We start from the raw sequence: 19,834 nt of genomic DNA on the forward strand, positions 1-19,834 counted from the left end.
ACACCTCATGCACACCTCGTCCATTCCCAACCAGCCCAGCGCCGGGCGATTCATTCGCGGCCTTTCCTGGACCCTGCGCGTGTTCGCCGCCGTGGCGTTCTTCGCTGCGGGTGCGGCCAAGCTGGCCGGCGTTCCGATGATGGTCGAGGTGTTCGATCACATCGGCCTCGGTCAGTGGTTGCGCATCGTGACCGGTGCGATCGAAATCATCGGGGCCATCGCATTGCTGCTACCGGCAACGTTTGCGCTCAGCGGTGCACTGCTTGCGGCCATGATGTTGGTGGCGACCGGTGTGCATCTGTTCGTTATCGGCGGCAGCCCGGTGCCGGCGATCTTGCTGATGGCGGTGACCGCGACAATCGCCTGGTTGCATCGCGCCCGCATTGCCGCGGTGCTGCGCGCAACGCGTTCGGTTTGATCGAGGCCTGCCATGCGCACACTCTCACTGCAGCCTTCGTTCCCCGCCACGGAAGCGCCCGCTGCCGCGCCGCGCGCCATCGTCCACCGCAGACGCGGCAACAGCTCCGGCGGCCCCCTCACCCGGCTCATGAGCCCGTCCGATCTTGGGCAGGTGCTGAAGCCGTTTGTGTTCCTCGACATCTTCGATGCGCAGGGTTCGGTCATCCACACGATGTCGGGCATGCCGCTGCATCCGCATTCGGGCATCGCCACCGTCACGGTCTTTACCGAAGGCAGCATGCATTACCACGACCAGACAACCGGTCGCGGCACGATTGCCTATGGCGGAGTGGAATGGATGCGTGCCGGAATCGGCGTGTGGCATGGCAAGGAAATGGTGCCGCCAGCCGACGCCTCCTGCATCCAGGGATTTCAACTATGGCTGGCACTGCCTGACGCCGTGGAGCTGGCGGAGCCGCAAAGCCACTACATCGAAGCGCAGCACATGGCCAAGATCGGCCCCGCGCATGTGGTGATCGGTCGCTACGAGGGCGCGCAGAGTCCGGTCGATGCGCCTGACGGCATCAATTACCTACTGGTCACCTTGAAACCCGGCGAACGCTGGACCTACCACCCGCCTGCCGGTCATTTGGTCGGGTGGTTGGCCGTGGCCAGCGGCACCCTTGATGCCGGTGAACGGCTGCAACGCGGCGAACTGGTGGTCTTTGCCGATAACGGCGCGCCCATCGTGCTCGAAGCGAGTGGCAACAGCGATGCGGTCTTCGTGCTCGGCTCGGCCATTCCACATCCGCACCCGCTGCACCTCGGCTATTACTCGGTGCACACCACTGCACAAGCGCTCGCCATCGGTGAAGAGCGCATCCGCACGCTGGGGAAACAGATGCAGGCAGCAGGCGACCGCACGACTGCTTCCGGCACGACGCCGGTATTCAAGTAAACGCGATGCTTAAGGGCATGCGGCACGATGCGCCTTTACTCCTGGCAATGAGTAAAGGCGTCGCTGTTTGAAGCGACATCGGCACGTTTCGGACGCGGCGCTTCAATCGATGCTGTGTGATGTTTGTCCCTGCGTCGGGTAACTCTGTCGCCATCAGACACCGTTGCACAGTGACGTTGCGGGCCGCAAAGCTGATGCCTGGTTCTGCAAGGACTCTGCGGACGTCTAATCCCGGCTTTGATACATGCCAGGCGTGATGCCGGTACCCGCTCAAGCGGCGCTGTCATCGGTTCAACGACAACGCCTGGATCAACGTTCCTTGGTCCGTTGATTGCGTCGCAGCTCGCCACAGTCAGGCCATCGCCCCTGGGGTGACAAGGGTCACCAGCGGCGCTGCGATCTGACAACCGCTTTGGAAGGCACGTACGACAATGGGGTGTTGAAGGCACTGCGATAGCCCAAGTGCTTCGACTGCGATGCCCGGTACGCATCGACTGATCGGAGCGTTTGGCCTATGGCAGTGTTTCCACATCCGCCTTACTGGCAGCATCAAAGCGATCAGCGGCCTGTGCTTTTGAAGTAACCACTCTTCCGACCCCCTGCCATCCGACCTATTGACGACAGCTGTAGTCATGTCTACGGTAGCGACATCTGTAGTCATGGGGCACGAGATGAGCGCTAAGACCATCGGGGACCAGGAGCTGGCCCTGCTGCAATACATCGAAGAACAGCGCCACGCCAGCGTGGGCGAAGTGGCGGCCGCGTTCGGCGAGCCGCGCGGGCTGGCGCGCTCGACTGTGCTGACCATGATGGAGCGTTTGCGTACCAAGGGCTTCCTGCGGCGCAGGCAAGTCGATGGCATGTACCGCTACAGCGCCACCGCCGGGCAGGACGACGTGGTGCGCGGTGCGGTGGGGCAGTTCGTGGAAAAGACGCTGCAGGGCTCGGTATCGCCGTTTGTGGCGTGGATGTCGCAGCGCGCCGACGAGGTCAGCGATACCGAGCTGGCCGAACTCGAAGCATTGGTCGCCAAGCTGCAATCGCAGCGCAAGGAGAGCTGAGTCATGCAGAGCCTGTTCGAAGTGGTGGTGCAGCGGCTGGCGATGACCAGCCTGCAATCGGCCGCGCTGGTGGCGGTGGTGTGGCTGCTGTGCAAAGCCATGCCGCGCCTGCCGGCATCCACGCAGTGTTGGCTGTGGTGGATGGTGGGGCTGCAGGCGGTGTTGGGCCTGTTCGTGGCGCCGGTCGAGCTGGCGGTGTTGCCGGCCGCCGCACCGGTGGCGCAGGCGGTTGGGGACACGGTCACGGCGCTGCCGAGTGCATCGCCGTCGCTGTGGGTCCGCTGGGTGGTGGCGGCCTGGTTGGCCGGTGTGGTGGTGATGCTGGCGCGCAGCGCCGTGGCGTGGCGGATCAGCCGCCGCCAGGTGCAGGCCACCGAGCCGTGCACCGATCAAGCGCTGCTGGCGGCCCTGCAACTGGCCGCCGATGCGCACGGCTTGCGCCACGCACCGCCGTTGCGCCTGAGCGCGCAGATCGATTCGCCGCAACTCATCGGCCTGTGGCGGCCGGTGCTGTTGTTGCCCTCCCGCCGCCTGGCCAGCATCAGCGACGACGAGCTGGACATGGCGCTGACCCACGAGCTGGTGCATCTGCGTCGGAATGACTTGTTGTTGGGGCTGCTGCCGGCATTGGCGCAGCACGTGTTCTTTTTCCATCCGCTGCTGCATCTGGCCGCGCGCGAATACGCCATCGCCCGCGAAGCCGCCTGCGATGCGGCGGTGGTCGCCGGTCACGTGCGCTGCCGTCACGACTATGGCCGCCTGCTGGTCAGCCTTGGGGTGTCTGCAGCGCCGGTGGCTGGGGTGTCCAGTGCGTCGCCGAGTTTTCTGAGCCTCAAGCGCCGCTTGATCATGTTGCAAAACACCAACGCTACACCGGGGTGGGGCGCGCGTGCGCTGGTCGCCGTGGCGGTCCTGGGCGTGGCACCGCTGCGCTTGGTCGCCATGCCCGCGCCGCTGGCGTCGCCTGCGCTGCAGCCGGTCGTGGTCACCGCCAGCGCATCGCCGGCGATGTCGCACGGCATGCGCAGTGCCGATGGCGCTGCGCCACTACAGCTGCAGGCAGCGCCTGCGGCACCGGCCGCTCCTGCAGTTCCCGCGTCACCGGCAAACGGCGTGCTGGCGGGCGTGCTGGATGCGCCGGGCGCGCAAGACAGCTGGCACATGGAGACCACCGGCTGGGATGCCGATGCACAGCAAGACGTCCGCGACGCCATCGACGAGGCCACGCGCAGTGCGCAGGCCGCTGATGTGGAGGCACGGGCCGCCGCACAGCAGGCCGTCGAGGCGAGCGATCTGCATGCACAGATGCGCCAGGACGAGCTGCAGGCGGCGCAGGACGCATTGGTAGAAGCACGCGAGCAACTGGAGTCGCTCGGCCCCGAGCTGGAGCAGGCCAAGCAGGACGCGCAGCAGCAGGTGCGTGAAGCGGCGCAGCAGATCCGCGAGGTGGCGTTGCAACAACGCAACGCGCAATACGCCTATGTTGCCGCCGCCCGCCAGGCAGCCGAGTTGAGCCGCCATCAGGCCGAAGCGGACAAGGAAGCCGCACGCCAGGACCGCCGCAACGCCGCGCGTGCCCAACATTCCGCGGCCGGCACGGACCAAGACAACTAGCGACCTGCGCCGCAGCACAGCGCGCATTGCCACGGCAGTGCGCGTCAGGAGATCCAACGCGTAGCGCACCAGCCAGGCGTGAGGTATGGCCTGCAGTCGCCAGGTAGGCAGCGCCGTGCCCGGTAGACACGGCGCTGGTGATGGCTGATCGCTGATTGTTCTGCGCCGGCGGCGGCCGGCATGCCGGCACCTCACGGCTTGCCGCTGGGCATGACAGAAGCGGCAGTAGCTGGCTCGTCCACTGGCAGTGCAGGTGTTCGGTAACCGCTCCACCTGATCGACCGTTTTATCCAGCGCGACCACTGCAGTGATCGCGCACAGCACCAGACACCGCACTCCACTCACGCGGGTTAAGCCACGTACCCGCTCATCGACTCAGCACGTCTCGACGCAACCAGCGTCGGCAACGCCGTGGCCGTGTGTTCGCTATTGCCCCATCCGCCTGACCGCTACCGGCGGGCGGCACCCACATCCCCAAGGAGATCGCACATGCATCAGATTACGTTCCCACAGCAGCGTCTGCGCCGCGCCTTGCTGCTTGCTCTCGGCGCGCTCGCTGCGCCCATGCTGATGGCAGCACCGGCAGCACCGGCAGCACCGGCAGCAACAACAGCAACAACAACAAACCCAGCCAGAGCAACATTACCGGTAGTAGCAGCCAACGCAGCCAACGCAGCCAATGCAGCCAATGCAGCCAATGCAGCCAACGCAGCCAACGCAGCCGCGATGCCGTTAGCGCCCGCTGCGCCTGCGCCGGCCCATCACGCTGCGCCGCGCGCTGCTTCGACCTTCGCATCCGCTGCTGCGCCGGTCGCCCCTTCGGCGCCATCGGCCTTCGCCACGTCCGTGGCAACGCCAGCACCGGTCGCGCCTGCACAGCCCGCGCATCCAAACGCGCCTCTCGCTCCACCCACTGCGCCGATCTCTCCCGCAGTGATGCCCACACCAACGCCTGCGCTTTCGATGCCACGCCTCAGGCACGTCGCATCCGGCGCGCGATCGACCAAAGCCGCTTGCGGCAGCAACGCGCAGGACCTCCAGGACGATGGCGATGCCTATGTGCTGCTGCAGGGCGAGCGCCATCTCATGCACGGCACCACCGACGATCTGCAGACCGCACGTCGGTATATCAACGCCAATGGCTGGGTGCTGTGGTTCCGGGCCAACGGTGTGCAATACGTCGTGCGCGATCCGGGCCTGCTGCATCGGCTGCGCACTGGCTATGCGCGCAGCCTGCAACTGCGCGCGGCCCAGGACAGTGTGCAAGCGCGTCAGCAAGCGCTTGCCGCGCAACTCGCCGCCGCTGGTACGCCTGCGTCTGTGGCAACAGCGGCGCAACCGGTGCAGGCCGCTGCCAACGACACACAGGCCCTGGAAGAGCAGCAGCGCCTGTTGACGCAACAGCAGGCCGTGCTCGCCAGAAAACAGGCCGGCGCCACGCGACTGGCCACCCGCCAGGCGCTGAGCGTCCTGCGCGAAGCACTTGCCAGTGGCCGGGCGACGCGGGTGACTGGCTAGCTAGCAGCAGCTGCGAACCGGCGTAGACGCAGGCTTACCGTGACGGCTGCCTCTTCAACGGCGCACAACGTGCTGCTGCGGCCAGTGCACCACGCTTGCAACGCGAGGCATTCGTCAGACAGCACCAACAACCGCAAGCCGTGCTTGTCGAGCACCTAGCAACGACATGTGCACGCAACGCCAAACCTGCGTTCGCTTCGCCGCTGCCGCACTGCAATCGGTAGCACTGCAAGACGAGATCGTGCGTAGCACTTGCGCATCGATACGACAGATTTTCCCAAGCTTATCCACACAAGGAAATTCCCATGCGGCACATCACCCCTGTATCGGCACGCGCTGGCGTGGCGGCCATCCTGGCGCTTGCGCTCACCAGCGTGCTGACGCCATGTCTGGCCGCGCGATCAGCCGGTCAGCCAGAAACTGCGCCGGCATTCGGTACGCAAACACCTGCCATTGCATTGGCCCCGTTCGCTGCAGTTGCCGCGACCGCGATGCCCACTGCACCGCACGCACCGGCACCACCAGCGACACCCACGCGCACGCCGGCCGGCGACGTGACCACGTATGGCCATCTCACCCTGTCGGATCGCCCCGATCAGGATGCGTACGTGCTGATTGAAGACGGCGAGGCCCTGATGCATGGCTCCACCGAGGATCTGGCCCGCGCACGTCGCCTGGCCGGCAACACGGGCGCACTGCTGTGGTTTCGTAACGGTGGCAAGAGCTACGTGGTGCGCGATCCGGCCACCCTGCAGCGCATCCGCGCGCTGTACGCACCGGTCAGCCAACTGGGCGAAGCCCAAGGTGCGCTGGGCGAGCGGCAGGGCCGGCTGGGCGAGCAGCAAGCGGCGTTGGGAACGCAGATGGCCACCGTGGCGGCACGTGATGCGGCCGCTGCCGTTGCGCAGGCACGTGCCTCGCTCACGCGCGACACCGCTGCGGCGCGGCCGGCCACGTCCACGACGCAGCAGGCCAACGCGGCCAGGCAACGCAGCACGCAGCAGCAGATCGAGGCATTGGCCACGCAACAGCAAGCGCTCGCTGCGCAGCAGGCCGATCTGGCCACGCAACAGGCCGCGGCCAGCGCGCGTGCAGACGACCAGGCGCGGCACGTCATGCGTGAGGCCATCCGCAACGGCATGGCAAGCCCTGTGACGCGTTGATCGCGTTGATCGCGATGGCCACGGTTCGCCGATACTGCAGGGCATTGGCGGAAGGGCGAGCAGGCGATGACGTACCGGGTGGTGGTGTTGGGCGGCTATGGGCACTTCGGTGCGCGCATCGTGCGGGCGCTGGCCGCCTTGCCACACCTGCATGTCATTGCTGCCGGGCGCCATCCCGGCGCGATCGCAGCGACCTGGCCCGACGCTGCGCCCGGCCGTATTTCCGCATGCCGGCTGGATAGTGCCGCCGACGATTTCGCCACGCGCCTGGCCGCCACTGCCGCCGATGTGGTGGTGCACACCGCCGGGCCATTCCAGGGCCAGGACTATGCGGTGGCGCGCAGCTGTCTGCAGGCCGGCATGCACTACATCGACCTGGCCGACGGCCGCGCGTTCGTGCGCGATTTTCCGGCCGCATTGCACGACCTGGCACAGCACGCTGGTCGCGTGGCGATCAGCGGTGCCAGCACCTTACCCGCACTGTCCAGTGCAGTGATCGACGCACTGCTGCCGCGCTTGTCGACCCTGCACGCCATTGGCATGGTGATCGCGCCCGCGCAGGGCACGCCGCTGGGGCTGGCCACCGTGCGTGCGGCGCTGTCGTACTGCGGCACGCCGTTTACGTCGTGGAGCGAGGGCCGTTGGCAGACCGTGGTGGGCTGGGCATCGCCGCAGCGTGTGCAGTTTGCACAGCTGGCACCGCGGCTGGCATCGCCCTGCGATGTGCCCGACCACGACCTGCTGCCGCAGCGCTACCCCGGCGTGCGTAGCGTGCAGTTTCGCGCCGCGCTGGAGGTGTCGTTCCTGCAGCGCTGCCTGGCCGCGCTGGCCTGGTTACGCCAGCGCGGTGTGCCGGTGCCGATACCGCGTCTGGCGCAGGCGTTCGCACGCGCGGGACGCTGGTTCGACCGCTTCGGTACCGACCTGGGCGGCATGCGCGTGGAGCTGACCGGCGAGCGCGATGGACAGCCGCTCACCGTGCGTTGGGACCTCACCGCGGCGATGTTGCACGGCCCGGAAATCCCCTGCTTCGCTGCGATCCTGCTGGTGCGTAAACTCGCCGCAGGGCAGGTGCTGCCAAGCGGCGCGCACGCCTGCATGGGGCTGCTGACCCTGGCCGACTTCGAGCAGGAATTTGCCGCCTGGCAGATGCACACCGACGTGGTGGAGACGCGTCCGTCAGGACGGGGGCGGTTGCACCCCACACCGTGAATCGTAGCGACAGCGTGTTGCCGTGCGAAGTCGGCACAGATCCGCGCGCATGCGTGTAGATGCCGACGCGCCACCAACACCGCCCGCGCCCGCGCTCGCCGCAGACCGCTACACCGACTCCATCAACGGAATCACTTCTCTGTCCTGCGCCTCCACCGCCACCAGCCGCTGCATCAATAGCGACAACGTCACCACATCCTGGTGGTTGTGCTCGGCCACGCGGCGCAGGTTGCGCGCGCTGCCGCCGCGTAGGTAGCTCAGCCACGCTGCCGGCGCTTCGGAGCCGGGCAGGTCGTCTTCGCGCACCACGCGCAGCAGCTGCCGCTCGATGGTGGACAGCTTGCAGTTCTCCCAGGTACCGCGATACCGGCGGCGAGTGGGGAACAGCAGGTCCACATGATCCAGTGCAGAAATCGGGTCGCCGCGGCGCGCCAGCCGGTACCGCGTCTTCAACAGCGGCGCGTCGTAGCAGCGGCCGTTGTAGCTGCACAGCACCGTCTGTGGCATGAGCCAGGTGCAGAACAACTCCAGCATGGCGCTCTCGGCGGCTATGGTGGACATCATCAGCTGGCGCACGCGCAGGCCGCTGCCTTGCGCGGCATCGGTGCACCACTGCGCAACCCCGATCATGAAGGCGCGTGTGCCGGTGCCGCCGGCCAGGCCGGTGGTTTCGGTATCGAAGAACAGCACGTGCTCCGGCTGCAGCACATCCTCGCGTTTGGCGAAGGCCAGCGAGAGCGGTTCGCATGGAATCGGCTGCGGCAGGAACGCCTCGATCAGATGCAGGCCCGGTGCGATCTCGTTACCGGGCAGATACCGATCGGTGGACGGCGCGTGCACCGGCGTATGCGTCAACACCGCACGTTCGCGCAGGCCGATCATCTTGCGTAGGCCGGCGATGTCGGTGCGTCGCTGCGGTGCCGGGTTGGATGTGGGCACCGCAGGTGCCGCGCGCACAGCCGGCACGCGCGCTGCCGCATCGGCCGCCGCGCCTGCCGGCTTGTGACGCACATCGTGGTCCACCCAGGCAAACGCCGAGCTATCGCGCGCAGGTGCTGCGGCATCCGGCGCCTGCAAGGCGCGGCGCGTCATGGCCGGTGCGGTGTGCGGGGGACGCGGTGCACCGACAACATCTGCGCTGCCGGGCTGCGTGCTTCGCGCAACGGCCTCGCGCGAAGCGCGTGAGGCCGACGCAGCAGGACCCGACGCAGGCTGGCGTTGCGCACGTGTCGGCATCACCGCATCGTCCTTGCGTGCCGTGGGCGTTAGCCCGCCGACCTGGCGGCGCAGTAAGCGCAAACGTTCTGCGCTCACCCCAGGATCGCTACCAGACACCGGGCCTGCCGGCTCACGTGCCGGCTGCGCCGCCGCAGGCAGGTCGCCTGTGGCACGCGTGCGCGCATCGCCTGCCGCATCAACTGCACCACCCGCACCCACTGCATCACCAGCGGTTCGCCCGACCACTGCCGAGTGCAGCGGGTGTGCATCGGCCGCTGCATCGACCGCAGCCGACCCGACCGCATCGTCCACTGCACCGGCATGTGCAACCGCCACCGGTTCGCGCACATCCGCGTGCCCCGCCTGCCGACGTAGCACGCGCAGCCGGTCTGCATTCACCCTCATGCAAGCACGTCCAGCGCCAGGTCGTCGTCCACCTGGGTGGCATGGCGCAACGGCGCATCGGCATCGAACAACAGCGCCAACACCGTCAATGCCAACGACTTGGGCGACTCGCCTTTGCCTTCTTCATGCGCGGCCAGCACCGGGCCCACGCAGGCCGGGCAGCCGGCCGTGCAATCGCAACCGCGCACCAGCTCGTCCGCACGCTGCAGCAGCTCGGCCTGACGCAGCCACAGCGGCTCGCTCAAGCCCACGCCGCCGGGGAAGTTGTCATACAGATACACCGTGGGCACGAACGCCTGCTGCAGTTCTACCGCGCCTTGCTCGCCTTCTTCGACACCGCGCAGTTGCCCGCGCCCGGTCTGGTCGGCCACCGCAAACCACGCACCGTCGCCATTGCCCACCGCCTTTTGCAGGTCGCGCGCATCGGCCATCACCGCCACCGTGGCCACCACATGCAGCGCATACGCAGCACCCAGAAATCCATCCAGCGCATCCTGCTTGGACGCGAACGCCTTGCCCAAGGTGGCCTGCGGCAACTGCCACCACACCGCGGTGGTGTGCAGCTCCTGATCGGGCAGATTCACCGGGCCGTAGCCGATGTTTTCATGCGTGTAGTAGCGGATCTTTTTATAGCCGGACACGCGCCGCACCACATGCACTTCGCCATGATGCGAGTCGCCGCGCCCGGCCACGCCGCCGTCAAAACGGTCCAGCACCTTCAACTTGGTGTAGTCGATGCTGTCGGTGTAGTAGTCCACATGCGTGCGCGTCACGTACGCCTTGCGGCCGTCCCAATCCAGCCGTTCCACCTGATACGGGGTGCTCTGCACCATGTGGATGGCGCCTTCGTACAAGGTGAGCGCAGCGGCGGAATAATCCACCTCGGCGATGATCTGCTGCTTGCCGTCGGTCTTGTCCACCACCACGAAGTTGCCGTCGGCCACCGAACGCAGGCTCACCGCATTGGCCGGGTAGCTGTCGGCGATCCACTCCCAGCGGTCGCCTTCCTGATGGATCACTTCGCTCTCGGCCAGGGCTTCCAGAAACACCAGCGGGTCGATCGGCCCGAACGGCTCGCTGGCAATGAACGGCAATTCGAACGCCGCGCAGCGGATGTGATCGAACAGGATCAGCGGTTGATCCGGCGCGATACGCGCATGTTCGGGCGAGGCATCGGCAAAGAAATCCGGGTGGCGCACCACGTACTGGTCCAACGGTTGCGAACTGGCCACCAGCACGCCCAACGCCGGTTGCTGGCGCCGCCCGGCGCGGCCAAAACGCTGCCAGGTCGCCGCCACGCTGCCGGGATAGCCATTGAGGATCACCACGTCCAGCGCGCCGATATCCACGCCCAGTTCCAGCGCAGAGGTGGACACGATGCCGTCGATGTTGCCCGCGCGCATTGCACGCTCCACCTCGCGCCGCTCGGTGGGCAGATATCCACCGCGATACGCACGGATACGCGCCGGTTTGCGCGGGTCATGGTCGAAGATGTCCTTCAGGTATTTGGTCAGCACTTCCACCATCAAGCGCGTCTGCGCGAACACCAGCGTCTTCAGCCCGCTCTTGATCGCAATGCGCGCAATGCGGTTGCTCTGCGAGCGTGCCGACGCGCGCAGGCCAAGATCGGCATTGACCACCGGCGGGTTCCACAACAGCACGTGTTTGTCGCCGGTGGGTGCGCCGGATTCGGTGATCGCATGCACCTGTTCTTCGATCAGGGCCTGCGCGTGCGCATGCGGGTTGCCGATGGTGGCCGAGCACAAAATGAACTGCGGATTGGCGCCATAGAACGCGCAGATGCGCTTGAGCCGGCGCAGCACATTGGTGACATGGCTGCCGAACACGCCGCGATAGGTGTGGATCTCATCGATCACCACATAGCGCAGGTTTTCGAAGAACTGCGCCCACTTGGTGTGATGCGGCAGGATCGCCTGGTGCAGCATGTCCGGGTTGCTCACCACGATGTCGCCGTGCAGGCGGATCGCCTGCCGCGCATCGCCGGGCGTATCGCCGTCGAAGGTAAAGGCTTTGACGCCCAGTTCGCCGGCGCGGTTCAACTCCAGCAGCTCGGCCACCTGGTCCTGCGCCAGCGCTTTGGTGGGGAACAGATACAGCGCCTTGGCGCCGGCGGTCATTGCCGCACTCACCACCGGCAGCGTGTAGCACAGCGATTTGCCCGACGCGGTGGGCGTCACGATCGCCACATGCTCGCCGCGCTGCGTCGCCGCCCAGGCGTCGGCCTGGTGGCTGTAGAGCTGGCTGATGCCGCGCGCGTGCAAGGCGTCCGCCAGCGCGCTCGGCACATCGTCGGGGATCGGCGCGTAACGGCCTTCGCGCCCGGGCAGGGTGAAGCTGCCGGTGATGCGGTCGTGGTAACGCCGTTCCAGGCGCTGCGTGAGCAGCGCGCCATCGCGGCTGGGCCGGCCATCGGTGGTGGCCAGCGCGCGTTCGGCGGTTTCGGTGCGGGGAGCGAGGGCAAACGGAGGCATACGGCGGCTCCCAAAGAGGGGCATGAGACAGGGGAGGTGTCTCAGGGTATGAGACCAGCGCGCAACCGCCCAGCCTGCCTCACTGAGCGGATTCAGCAACGGGTGCCGTGAGTGCCAGTGCGCTGTCGCTCTAAGCCCGCAACAAGTTCACATAGGCTTGGTAGCTGAAGCTCTGCCCGCGCGCGCGACCGGTCGTTTCCACCAGCACACCGATGTCCTGCAAGGTCGTGACGGCTGCGCGCGCGGTGGGATAGGAAACCTCCAGCGCTTGCTGGGCGCGGTCGACGGTGAGCTTGGGCATGGTGGGCAGCAACTCGTAGAGGCGTAGCGCTTGCAAGGTACTGCTGCCGGTACTCAGCACGCGCTTGCGATCGGCGGCGATCAAGGCGGCGATCGCCACAATGTTGCGCTGGGCCTGTTCGGCCGAGGCCTCCACAGCCTCCAGAAAGAACGCGACCCATGCTTCCCAATCGCCATGCGTGCGGATGGCTGACAGGTGCCGGTAGTAGTCGTTTTGCTTTGCTTTGAGGTAGCCGGACACATACAGCAACGGCTCTGGCAGCAACTGCCAGTCTTCCAATAGGGCCGCGATCAACAACCGCCCGATCCGGCCGTTGCCGTCCAGAAAAGGATGGATGGTTTCGAACTGCGCGTGCACCAACGCAATCCGTACCAGCGGTGGCAGCGTGGGCTGCGTGTCATGGATGAAACGCTCCAAATCACCGAACACCTCGGCCAGGCGATCGGCCGGCGGTGGCACGAATGCGGCATTCCCAGGCCGGGTCCCGCCGATCCAATTCTGACTGGTGCGCATGTTGCCCGGCAGTTTGTGGGCGCCACGCACGCCGGCCAATAGAATCCTGTGGGCCTCGGTCAGCAAGCGCAGCGAGATTGGCAGTCCTGTTGGCGCATGCAACTGCTCGCGGACGAACTTGAACGCCTGCAGATAGTTGGTGACCTCTTCCACATCGTCTGCATTGGTCACCGCCAACCCCGCCTCATCGTCGAAGACATCGGTCAGGGTGGCCTGCGTGCCTTCAAGTTGCGAAGTCAACAGCGCTTCTTGCCGAACAGCGCTGTAGATCAGCCACTCGCTCGACGCCACCAGGCCCGCCATCCCCGTCAGCCGTGCCAGTGCGACCTCTGCAAGGCGATTGCGCTCCAGATACGCAGCCGAATCCAGCACAGGGGCAGCTGGTGGGAGCGGAGCCGGAACGAACGCCCGTACGGTCTCGTCATGCGTCTTGATGACGGCGTATGTGCCGGTGACACGTGTCATGCAAGGATCCTTTACTACCAGTGCGGGCTATTAAAGGATGCCTTAATAAGCGGGCGCGTTGTGGAAAGGTTCTTTAGATAGCCCAGCAGTCAACGCGACATGGCTATGGGGAGATTCCACGTCCTGATCAAGTCCAGCGTCGTGGTCGTCCGGCCAAAGAGTGTGTGTCGGTCAAACCAGCGCGCAACCGCCCAGCCTGCCTCACTGAGCGGATTCAGCAAGCGGGTATCCTGTTGCCCCCACCGCGTCACGCCGACGCTGCACGCTGCTGGGCGCCCTCCCCCTCGAAGACCCGCCGTGCCCGTGCCCCCCCGCGCCATTGCTCCGCACTACAAGACCCCTGCTGCCCGCCGTGCCGATGTGATCGTGCATGCCGCCGGTCTGTTCCTGTCCATCGTCGGCGGCATCTGGATGGTGTGGCGCGCCCACGCCAACCAGACCATGTTGCTGGCCACCTGCGTGTATGCGCTGGGCCTGCTGACCATGTTCGCCTGCTCGGCGGCGTACAACTTCGCCCCGCCGCTGCGCCAACCAATGCTGCGCAAGTTTGACCACGCCGGCATCTTCGTGATGATTGCCGGCTCGTACACGCCGTTCTTTCTGGTCGCGCTCGATGGCAGCTGGCGCTGGGCCATGATCCTGACGGTCTGGAGCGTGGCCTTGTTCGGCGTGTTCGCCAAGCTCTGCCTGCCCGGCATCGCCAAGGGCTTCTGGGTGGCGATCTACCTGCTGCTGGGCTGGGCCGGGATCGTGGTGGTCGACCAGATGATCGCCGGCCTGGACAGCGCCGTGCTCTGGCTCATCGTTGCCGGCGGCGCGTTCTACACCGTGGGTGTGACGTTCTACGTGCGCAAATCCTTGGTCTACAACCGCGCCATCTGGCACGCCCATGTGCTGGGCGGCGCGTTGTCGCACTGGTATGCGATCTGGCTGTGCCTGCGCCCGTTGGGTGGGGTGTAGCGTGCTGTCGATGTCGTCGACCAGTCGCGTCTGCCTGCCTGCTCGATAGCATCGACATGTCATGGATCTGTTGATCGCCTTACGACGCCGGCTTCCAATCAGAGCGCGCAGGTACCGGTGCAAGGATCAGCACCTCGTCGCCGTCGCGTGTGTAGATCAATAGATAGTTGCCGTCTTTGCAGGTGTACAAACGCGTTCCCGGCAGTGGCCCAGCGTGATAGGTGGCGGCACCATCCAGTGTGTCGCCTTCGGTCTCGATCCGGTCGTCCTGATCACATGCGGCAAAATAGATCTGCGGATCGGAAATTTCGATCGCGCGCGCCAGTGCCGCGGCGAGCAACGCGGTGCGCGCATCCAGCGCGCTCTGCGTCCAGGCCACGCTCACGCACGCGTGCCCTTTGCAACCAGTGCTGCCTCAAGCGCCGCACGTTGTTGCGTCTTGAGCGTCTCCATCTGCTGCTTCGCCTGCGCGCTGGAGAGCGCAGAGCGGGGGTCAGCCAATGCATGCTCGGTCTGAGTGCGTAGCGAGACCGCATAGCGTGCGTCCAACTCCTTGACCTTCATCGCCTCGGAGCGGTCAGGCCGGCGCTTCGCATTGCCGTCCTCGGTGTCCCACTGCGCAGCGTCCACGTGAAGCACGTCCAATGGCATGCCCATCTCGCGCAATACCTTCAACGCACTTTCAAAACTGCCAAACCGGCGCGGCGCATTGGCCTTGGTGGCCAGCACACGGGTCTGGTTATGGGTCTGCAGCTGCACGGTCCAGGCACCGGCTTCCCCGATGACCGACGCCTGCCTGACCGCACTGGCGTCGACCAGGGCGCGCGCGGTCGCCAGCTTGACCAGATTCGTCATGGCGCTATCCGGCTAACGTTTAGGTGGTAGCCACCTTACCATTGATTGGGTCGCCAGCTAACGGTTGTCAGTCAGGCTCGCACTCTCACAGCCTGGTCTTCAACACCGCTTCGAACGCCGCATCCGGCGCGATGCTGTCGGAGAGCACGATCACCGAATGCAGCGTGCCCCGCGCTTGCACGCTGTACTCGAAGCCCACCTGTTTGCCGTTGCGGCTGAATACCTCGATCTCGCTGTATTCGCCGATCTCGCCCTCGAAGCGCTCCTGCGTGTAGCCGTGGTCCTTGGCGAAGTTGTTGGCGGCCGAGCGCGCGCCTTCCCAGACGCCATCTTCATAGGTGATGGGCTGCAGCAGGCTGACCAATTGCGTGGCGCATGGCGTGGTGCTGGTCATGCCATAGCCATCGACCGTGCCCATCAACGGGATGCTGCTCTGGCTGCGCTTGGGCGTTGCGTTGACGGTGCAGCCAAGCTGCTGCAGCTCGGCCAGGGTGAAATGCTCGGATTCCGGGCGCGGCGGGTCGGGCGGATGGCTGCCGCTGCAGGACGCCATCAGGCCAGCCAGGGCCACGGGCCAGAGGATGCGGAACGAAACGGTCAACAACGGCGAGGTCCTTGTAAGCGTTGAGGAAACACACACCAGGTCTGGATCTGTGCATCGTCATCGCATCGGTGCTGCGCCTGCGGTCATGCCTCACCGCACCGGCACCCGCATGCCCATGCCATATGCCGGCAATCGCGCTTCTACCGGTGCGCGCCGTTGCACCCACATATCGCCCATCATCCGGTCCAGCCCGCGGTCCAGGCCGGTGACCATGCCGGCGCCGGGAGTGAAGGTGAGTTCGCCGAAATACACCTGCCCCTGCTGGATATACCAATCCACGCGCACGTAATCGAAATCGCTCGCCAGCACCTTGCTCAATTCCAGCGCCTGCTCCAGCAGCGCCGGTGCGCACGGCGGCGAGCGACCGTCGTCGCGGATGCGGTGGAACGGCGTATGCAGGTTGTCCACAAAGAACGTCATCGACAGCTTGGGCGTATCGAAGCGGCCGTAGATCACCTGCAGCACGTAGTGAAACCGGCCATCCGGCTGCCGGAACATATGGAACTTGTAATCCACCGGCACCTGTTGCGCGTCGCCGATGTATTGCTCCACCAGAATGCGCGGCGGGATGTTGTGGTAATGGATCTCGCGCTCCATGTCGGAAAAGTCGGTGCGCAGCCAGTCCTTGCAGCGCGCCACAATGCGCTGCCGCTGCGCCGCGTCCGGCTCATCGCGCACCACTTCCACCATGCTCGCGCCGTGATTGGCCTTGATCACTGTCTGCTCCCAGCGCGGCAGGCGCAGCAGATCGTCGGGGTTGGCGCTGTCCAGCAGCATCGGGATCAGATGCGCCTGGCCGATCCGCGCCGCCACATACGGCCGCACCGTCACCTTGTCCGCCAGCCGCTGATACAGCGGGTAATCGCCGTGCACGCATTTGCGGTACAGCACTTTTTCGTTGAAGCAGGTGGGGTGGTACAGATTGGGCAGCCGCCCGAACGTGTTCAAGAAGTACAGCCGGTCCTGATGCCGCCAGGGCAGCGTCCGCACCAGGCGGCGTGCGCTTTTACGCAACAGGCGTTTGAGGGTGAGCCCGTCTGGGCGGGGCGCGGGTGCGGGCGGCAGACGCACCGGCGGGGTGTTGGCAAGTGGCGTTGCCGAGCTGGGGAAACACCCGGCCCACGCCTGTCCTGCAGCGCTTCGCGTCCCCATAGGCTGCGTCTGCAACCCCAGTCCCTGATCGATCATGACGGCTCTCCTTCTCGGCTATAAATGTGCGTTCCGTCACACAAATGTGTGATGTAAAGCACGGTATAACGGTGACGTGAGATGAAGATGGCAAAACGTCTCAATCGGCCTGATTACGCAAAGGCACAGGCGCTTTACGCCTAAAAACCGGGTGCCAACCGGGCAACCGGCCGCTACCGTTGTGCAGTGCAAAAGGGTTTTGGACGGACCGTGACGGGCCTGGGATCGGCGCTGTGAGCGGGCGTTGGCTGGTCGGGCACTTGCCGCCGCCGCCAGGGCCGAGGGCAGTTGCCACGGCCATACCAATGCGTAGGGATGCGGCGCTTGCCGCGACCTTTGCGGCGGCAGCGCAGGCGAGGCGGGCAACCGATCGACGCGTTATCGAGGCGAGTCACTGCCCGCAACGGCCGCACCTATCTCCGGCGTACGCTATGCCCTCAACCGCCGGCCACAGGGAGTCTTTCGACCATGACGATCACCATCACCGCGTTCGAGCGCTCGCCCGACGGCGGCAAGGGGCTGGTCCGCGACACCCGTGTGCGTTGGGCGTTGGAAGAAGTGGGCCAACCCTACGCGGTGCGCCTGCTGCCGTTCCGTGCGATCAAGGAACCGGCGCACCTGGCCATCCACCCGTTCGGCCAGATCCCCACCTTCGAGCAGGATGGCTTGGCCTTGTTCGAAACCGGCGCCATCGTGCTGCACATCGCCCAGCACCATGCTGGCTTGCTGTCGCACGACGACAACACCCGTGCCCGTGCCATCGCCTGGATGTTTGCCGCCCTCAACACCGTCGAGCCGCCGATGCTTGAACTGGGCAACGCCCTATTGCTGGAAGCCGACAAGCCCTGGATGGCAGAGCGCTTGCCGCTGCTGCAAAAACGCATCAATCGCCGCCTGCAGCATCTGAGCGCCCATCTGGGCGACAGCACCTGGCTGGAAGGCGACTTCAGCGCCGGCGACCTGCTGATGATCTCCGTGCTCATCCGCATCAAACTCACCGGCCTGCTGGACGCCTTCCCCAACCTGCAGGCCTACGTCGCCCGTGGCGAAAGCCGGCCGGCGTATCAACGCGCGTTTGCCGCGCAATGGGCGATCAATGGCGACGGTGGCGCACCGGTCTGATCGCAGGCAATGTGGCTGCATCGGTCTTGACCATGCAATCGCTGCACGCCAAGGTGCGCACTCGTCAGTAACGCGCAATGGCGGCGATGACGGATAACCGCCGTCGTCACCGCATCCACAAGGAGAGTGAGATGAAACCGACCAGCATGTTGTTCGCGGCAATCGTTGCAGTGGCCTTGGCCGGCTGCGCACGCGCACAGCAACATACGCAAGCCGATGCCGCATCAACCGCCAGTGCGCCCGGCCGCAACGCACCCGCGGCCAACCGCACTGCCGCATCAAACAACCCAACACCAGCAGCGGTTGCCCATCCAGCTGCAACCGGCGCCGACACAGCACAGTACCTGTGCAAGCCCGGCACACACGCCTGCCCAATCAGCAGCCCGTTGGTGGCCAACTCCCAGGCAGAAGCGCAGTGGCTGCTGGCCCACGGCTACCCCTCGCACGCCGAACGCGCGCGACTGGACCGCCTGGACATAGGCCAGCTAAAGGCCGAATCGCAAGCAGGCAACAAAGCCGCAACGGTGCTCTATGGCACCAAGACCGCAGTGAGCGGCCGCTTCTACCCAGGCCTGGCGATCTTGAGCAAGGCCGCAGCCACCGGAAACCTGTACGCCTACTACGGCCTGGCCGAGGTCTACGCCAGCGACACTGAGCACAAGAACCTGGTGGATAGCGCGGCGTATCTGCGCCTGGCCTACCTGTTGGGCGATGGCAAGGCGTCGTCGGCCATCGCCGCGAAGGGGCTGAGCAGCATCGAAAACGTCGTCGCAGACGAGCGCGCCGCGGGGCTGTATCAGACTTATGCCAAGAACCGGCAACCTTCTCCGCGGCCGTTTGAATAACCCGCTGCGGTGGCAGACACATCGGCTATTGACCACTTGGCTGCAGGATCGCAGCACGCCGCTCTGCAACGTTCGCTACACGCTCTCAGCAAACACCCGCTCACCCACCGCCCGCGCGGTGGCAAGGTGCGATTGCGGGAATGCGGGGTCCGGCACTGTCAGCAACTCCGTGGTGCGCACCGGCGCGCCGCAAAAATCGAAGATGCCGTGATTGATCTGAGTCTTCATCGCGCCGAAGTAGCCATGCCGCGCATAGGTGCGCTCGTCCGCACCGCCGATCGCCACCACATGCACGCCAAGACGCCCCAGCTTCTTGACGATCCTGCCGTTGGCGTCTTCATCGAACGCCCAGCCCAGCGTAAACACGCGGTCGATCCAGCCCTTGAGCAGCGCCGGAAACGACCACCAGTAAATCGGGAACACCAGCACCAATGCATCGGCCCGGTCCAGCCGCGCCTGCTCGGCCGCCACATCGGGCGGCGCTCCGGCCTGCCCCGAAAACAGCGCTACATCGGCCGGCGTAAAGCGCGGGTCGAAGCCTTCCTGCGCCAGGTCCGCCACTTCAAATGTATGCGCCCCGCCTGAGGCCAGCAGCGCTTCGCCAATCTGCGCGGCCACCGCGTGTGTGTGCGAGCGCTGCTCGGGATGGGCAACAACGATAAGGGCATGCATCAGCTGGCTGGCTCCAAAAGAGAGAGAGGTTGTAGAAGATGATCGCCGCTGCCGGTGATCACGCACGCGACGGCGTATCCATCGCGCTGCCGTAGCGCTCGTCATGGCGAAACGTCGTACCGACTGCTGTGGCAGCAGGGCACACGGCACGTGCTAACGGCGCAACACGCCGGCATGCCTAGGGAACCTCTGAACAAAGCACGGCAGATGCGCGACACTACCCGCCTCGTGTTGAGGAATCATCCATGCAACTGACGTTCGGCGACGCT

18 protein-coding genes are annotated in these 19,834 nt (G+C 65.7%); 10 read left to right on the forward strand and 8 right to left on the reverse strand.

Features of this window, described 5'->3' with window-relative positions:
- The first annotated feature begins 7 nt into the window (after positions 1-7).
- The 7 genes from XdyCFBP7245_RS19790 to XdyCFBP7245_RS19825 all read left to right on the forward strand — a co-directional run bounded on the left by XdyCFBP7245_RS19790 (position 8) and on the right by XdyCFBP7245_RS19825 (position 7,925).
- The gene (locus XdyCFBP7245_RS19790; protein WP_104617139.1) at positions 8-418 is read left to right on the forward strand and encodes a DoxX family protein; all 411 of its coding nucleotides are present in this window, start codon (positions 8-10) and stop codon (positions 416-418) included.
- Positions 419-430: 12 nt separating this feature from the next.
- Positions 431-1,357, forward strand: a complete 927-nt coding sequence (locus XdyCFBP7245_RS19795) for a pirin family protein (protein WP_211287748.1) — start codon at positions 431-433, stop codon at positions 1,355-1,357.
- 671 nt (positions 1,358-2,028) lie between these two features.
- A complete protein-coding gene (locus XdyCFBP7245_RS19800) occupies positions 2,029-2,418 on the forward strand; it encodes a BlaI/MecI/CopY family transcriptional regulator (protein ID WP_104617140.1) in 390 nt (129 codons plus the stop codon).
- A 3-nt stretch (positions 2,419-2,421) separates the two neighbouring features.
- The gene (locus tag XdyCFBP7245_RS19805) at positions 2,422-4,032 is read left to right on the forward strand and encodes a M56 family metallopeptidase (RefSeq protein WP_104617141.1); all 1,611 of its coding nucleotides are present in this window, start codon (positions 2,422-2,424) and stop codon (positions 4,030-4,032) included.
- A gap of 963 nt (positions 4,033-4,995) precedes the next feature.
- Positions 4,996-5,550, forward strand: a complete 555-nt coding sequence (locus tag XdyCFBP7245_RS19815; protein ID WP_372364762.1) for a hypothetical protein — start codon at positions 4,996-4,998, stop codon at positions 5,548-5,550.
- A 305-nt stretch (positions 5,551-5,855) separates the two neighbouring features.
- Positions 5,856-6,713, forward strand: coding sequence for a hypothetical protein (locus XdyCFBP7245_RS19820; protein ID WP_104617143.1), 858 nt, complete (start codon positions 5,856-5,858; stop codon positions 6,711-6,713).
- 66 nt (positions 6,714-6,779) lie between these two features.
- The gene (locus XdyCFBP7245_RS19825; protein WP_104617144.1) at positions 6,780-7,925 is read left to right on the forward strand and encodes a saccharopine dehydrogenase family protein; all 1,146 of its coding nucleotides are present in this window, start codon (positions 6,780-6,782) and stop codon (positions 7,923-7,925) included.
- 108 nt (positions 7,926-8,033) lie between these two features.
- On the opposite strand, the gene XdyCFBP7245_RS19830 is transcribed toward XdyCFBP7245_RS19825, so the two are convergent.
- The 3 genes from XdyCFBP7245_RS19830 to XdyCFBP7245_RS19840 all read right to left on the reverse strand — a co-directional run bounded on the left by XdyCFBP7245_RS19830 (position 8,034) and on the right by XdyCFBP7245_RS19840 (position 13,319).
- Positions 8,034-9,548 carry a ribonuclease H-like domain-containing protein gene (locus XdyCFBP7245_RS19830; RefSeq protein ID WP_104617145.1) on the reverse strand — a complete coding sequence of 505 codons (1,515 nt, stop codon included), beginning with the start codon at positions 9,546-9,548 and terminating at the stop codon, positions 8,034-8,036.
- On the reverse strand, positions 9,545-12,040 hold the full coding sequence (locus XdyCFBP7245_RS19835) for a DEAD/DEAH box helicase (RefSeq protein WP_170068718.1): 2,496 nt from the start codon (positions 12,038-12,040) through the stop codon (positions 9,545-9,547). Before XdyCFBP7245_RS19835 ends, XdyCFBP7245_RS19830 begins: the two co-directional genes overlap by 4 nt.
- Before the next feature lie 130 nt (positions 12,041-12,170).
- Positions 12,171-13,319, reverse strand: coding sequence for a Fic family protein (locus tag XdyCFBP7245_RS19840; RefSeq protein ID WP_104617146.1), 1,149 nt, complete (start codon positions 13,317-13,319; stop codon positions 12,171-12,173).
- 297 nt (positions 13,320-13,616) lie between these two features.
- Between XdyCFBP7245_RS19840 and trhA the strand changes: the two genes are divergently transcribed.
- Entirely contained in the window at positions 13,617-14,279 is a 663-nt protein-coding gene (gene trhA, locus XdyCFBP7245_RS19845; protein ID WP_055852741.1) for a PAQR family membrane homeostasis protein TrhA, read from the forward strand.
- 79 nt (positions 14,280-14,358) lie between these two features.
- Here trhA and XdyCFBP7245_RS19850 read toward each other — a convergent pair whose 3' ends face one another.
- From XdyCFBP7245_RS19850 to XdyCFBP7245_RS19865, 4 genes are all read right to left on the reverse strand, one after another.
- Positions 14,359-14,664, reverse strand: a complete 306-nt coding sequence (locus tag XdyCFBP7245_RS19850; RefSeq protein ID WP_104617147.1) for a type II toxin-antitoxin system RelE/ParE family toxin — start codon at positions 14,662-14,664, stop codon at positions 14,359-14,361.
- The gene (locus XdyCFBP7245_RS19855; protein WP_244907866.1) at positions 14,661-15,134 is read right to left on the reverse strand and encodes a hypothetical protein; all 474 of its coding nucleotides are present in this window, start codon (positions 15,132-15,134) and stop codon (positions 14,661-14,663) included. The genes XdyCFBP7245_RS19850 and XdyCFBP7245_RS19855 overlap by 4 nt, the downstream gene beginning before the upstream one ends.
- Positions 15,135-15,219: 85 nt before the next feature.
- Positions 15,220-15,735, reverse strand: coding sequence for a hypothetical protein (locus tag XdyCFBP7245_RS19860; protein WP_244907867.1), 516 nt, complete (start codon positions 15,733-15,735; stop codon positions 15,220-15,222).
- Between the two features lie 93 nt (positions 15,736-15,828).
- On the reverse strand, positions 15,829-16,911 hold the full coding sequence (locus XdyCFBP7245_RS19865; RefSeq protein ID WP_104617156.1) for an ATP-grasp fold amidoligase family protein: 1,083 nt from the start codon (positions 16,909-16,911) through the stop codon (positions 15,829-15,831).
- A gap of 483 nt (positions 16,912-17,394) precedes the next feature.
- Here XdyCFBP7245_RS19865 and XdyCFBP7245_RS19870 point away from each other — a divergent pair, with 483 nt between their 5' ends.
- Together XdyCFBP7245_RS19870 and XdyCFBP7245_RS19875 are read left to right on the forward strand one after the other, a co-directional pair.
- Positions 17,395-18,048: a glutathione S-transferase family protein gene (locus XdyCFBP7245_RS19870; protein WP_104617148.1), complete on the forward strand. Its 654-nt coding sequence runs from the start codon at positions 17,395-17,397 to the stop codon at positions 18,046-18,048.
- 131 nt (positions 18,049-18,179) lie between these two features.
- Positions 18,180-18,893: a hypothetical protein gene (locus tag XdyCFBP7245_RS19875; RefSeq protein WP_104617149.1), complete on the forward strand. Its 714-nt coding sequence runs from the start codon at positions 18,180-18,182 to the stop codon at positions 18,891-18,893.
- Between the two features lie 75 nt (positions 18,894-18,968).
- Here the strand turns inward: XdyCFBP7245_RS19875 and XdyCFBP7245_RS19880 are convergent, their stop codons facing one another.
- Positions 18,969-19,565, reverse strand: coding sequence for an NAD(P)H-dependent oxidoreductase (locus tag XdyCFBP7245_RS19880; protein ID WP_104617150.1), 597 nt, complete (start codon positions 19,563-19,565; stop codon positions 18,969-18,971).
- Positions 19,566-19,834: the final 269 nt, after the last annotated feature.

Origin of the sequence: Xanthomonas dyei (assembly GCF_002939865.1) — a bacterium.
In the GTDB taxonomy this organism is placed as follows: Bacteria; Pseudomonadota; Gammaproteobacteria; order Xanthomonadales; family Xanthomonadaceae; genus Xanthomonas; species Xanthomonas dyei.

Coding starts and splice junctions, on each gene's coding strand:
- XdyCFBP7245_RS19790 (WP_104617139.1), top strand. CDS start 8: ATGCACACCTCGTCCATTCCCAACCAGCCCAGCGCCGGGCGATTCATT.
- XdyCFBP7245_RS19795 (WP_211287748.1), top strand. CDS start 431: ATGCGCACACTCTCACTGCAGCCTTCGTTCCCCGCCACGGAAGCGCCC.
- XdyCFBP7245_RS19800 (WP_104617140.1), top strand. CDS start 2,029: ATGAGCGCTAAGACCATCGGGGACCAGGAGCTGGCCCTGCTGCAATAC.
- XdyCFBP7245_RS19805 (WP_104617141.1), top strand. CDS start 2,422: ATGCAGAGCCTGTTCGAAGTGGTGGTGCAGCGGCTGGCGATGACCAGC.
- XdyCFBP7245_RS19815 (WP_372364762.1), top strand. CDS start 4,996: ATGCCACGCCTCAGGCACGTCGCATCCGGCGCGCGATCGACCAAAGCC.
- XdyCFBP7245_RS19820 (WP_104617143.1), top strand. CDS start 5,856: ATGCGGCACATCACCCCTGTATCGGCACGCGCTGGCGTGGCGGCCATC.
- XdyCFBP7245_RS19825 (WP_104617144.1), top strand. CDS start 6,780: ATGACGTACCGGGTGGTGGTGTTGGGCGGCTATGGGCACTTCGGTGCG.
- XdyCFBP7245_RS19830 (WP_104617145.1), bottom strand. CDS start 9,548: ATGAGGGTGAATGCAGACCGGCTGCGCGTGCTACGTCGGCAGGCGGGG.
- XdyCFBP7245_RS19835 (WP_170068718.1), bottom strand. CDS start 12,040: ATGCCTCCGTTTGCCCTCGCTCCCCGCACCGAAACCGCCGAACGCGCG.
- XdyCFBP7245_RS19840 (WP_104617146.1), bottom strand. CDS start 13,319: ATGACACGTGTCACCGGCACATACGCCGTCATCAAGACGCATGACGAG.
- XdyCFBP7245_RS19855 (WP_244907866.1), bottom strand. CDS start 15,134: ATGACGAATCTGGTCAAGCTGGCGACCGCGCGCGCCCTGGTCGACGCC.
- XdyCFBP7245_RS19870 (WP_104617148.1), top strand. CDS start 17,395: ATGACGATCACCATCACCGCGTTCGAGCGCTCGCCCGACGGCGGCAAG.
- XdyCFBP7245_RS19875 (WP_104617149.1), top strand. CDS start 18,180: ATGAAACCGACCAGCATGTTGTTCGCGGCAATCGTTGCAGTGGCCTTG.
- XdyCFBP7245_RS19880 (WP_104617150.1), bottom strand. CDS start 19,565: ATGCATGCCCTTATCGTTGTTGCCCATCCCGAGCAGCGCTCGCACACA.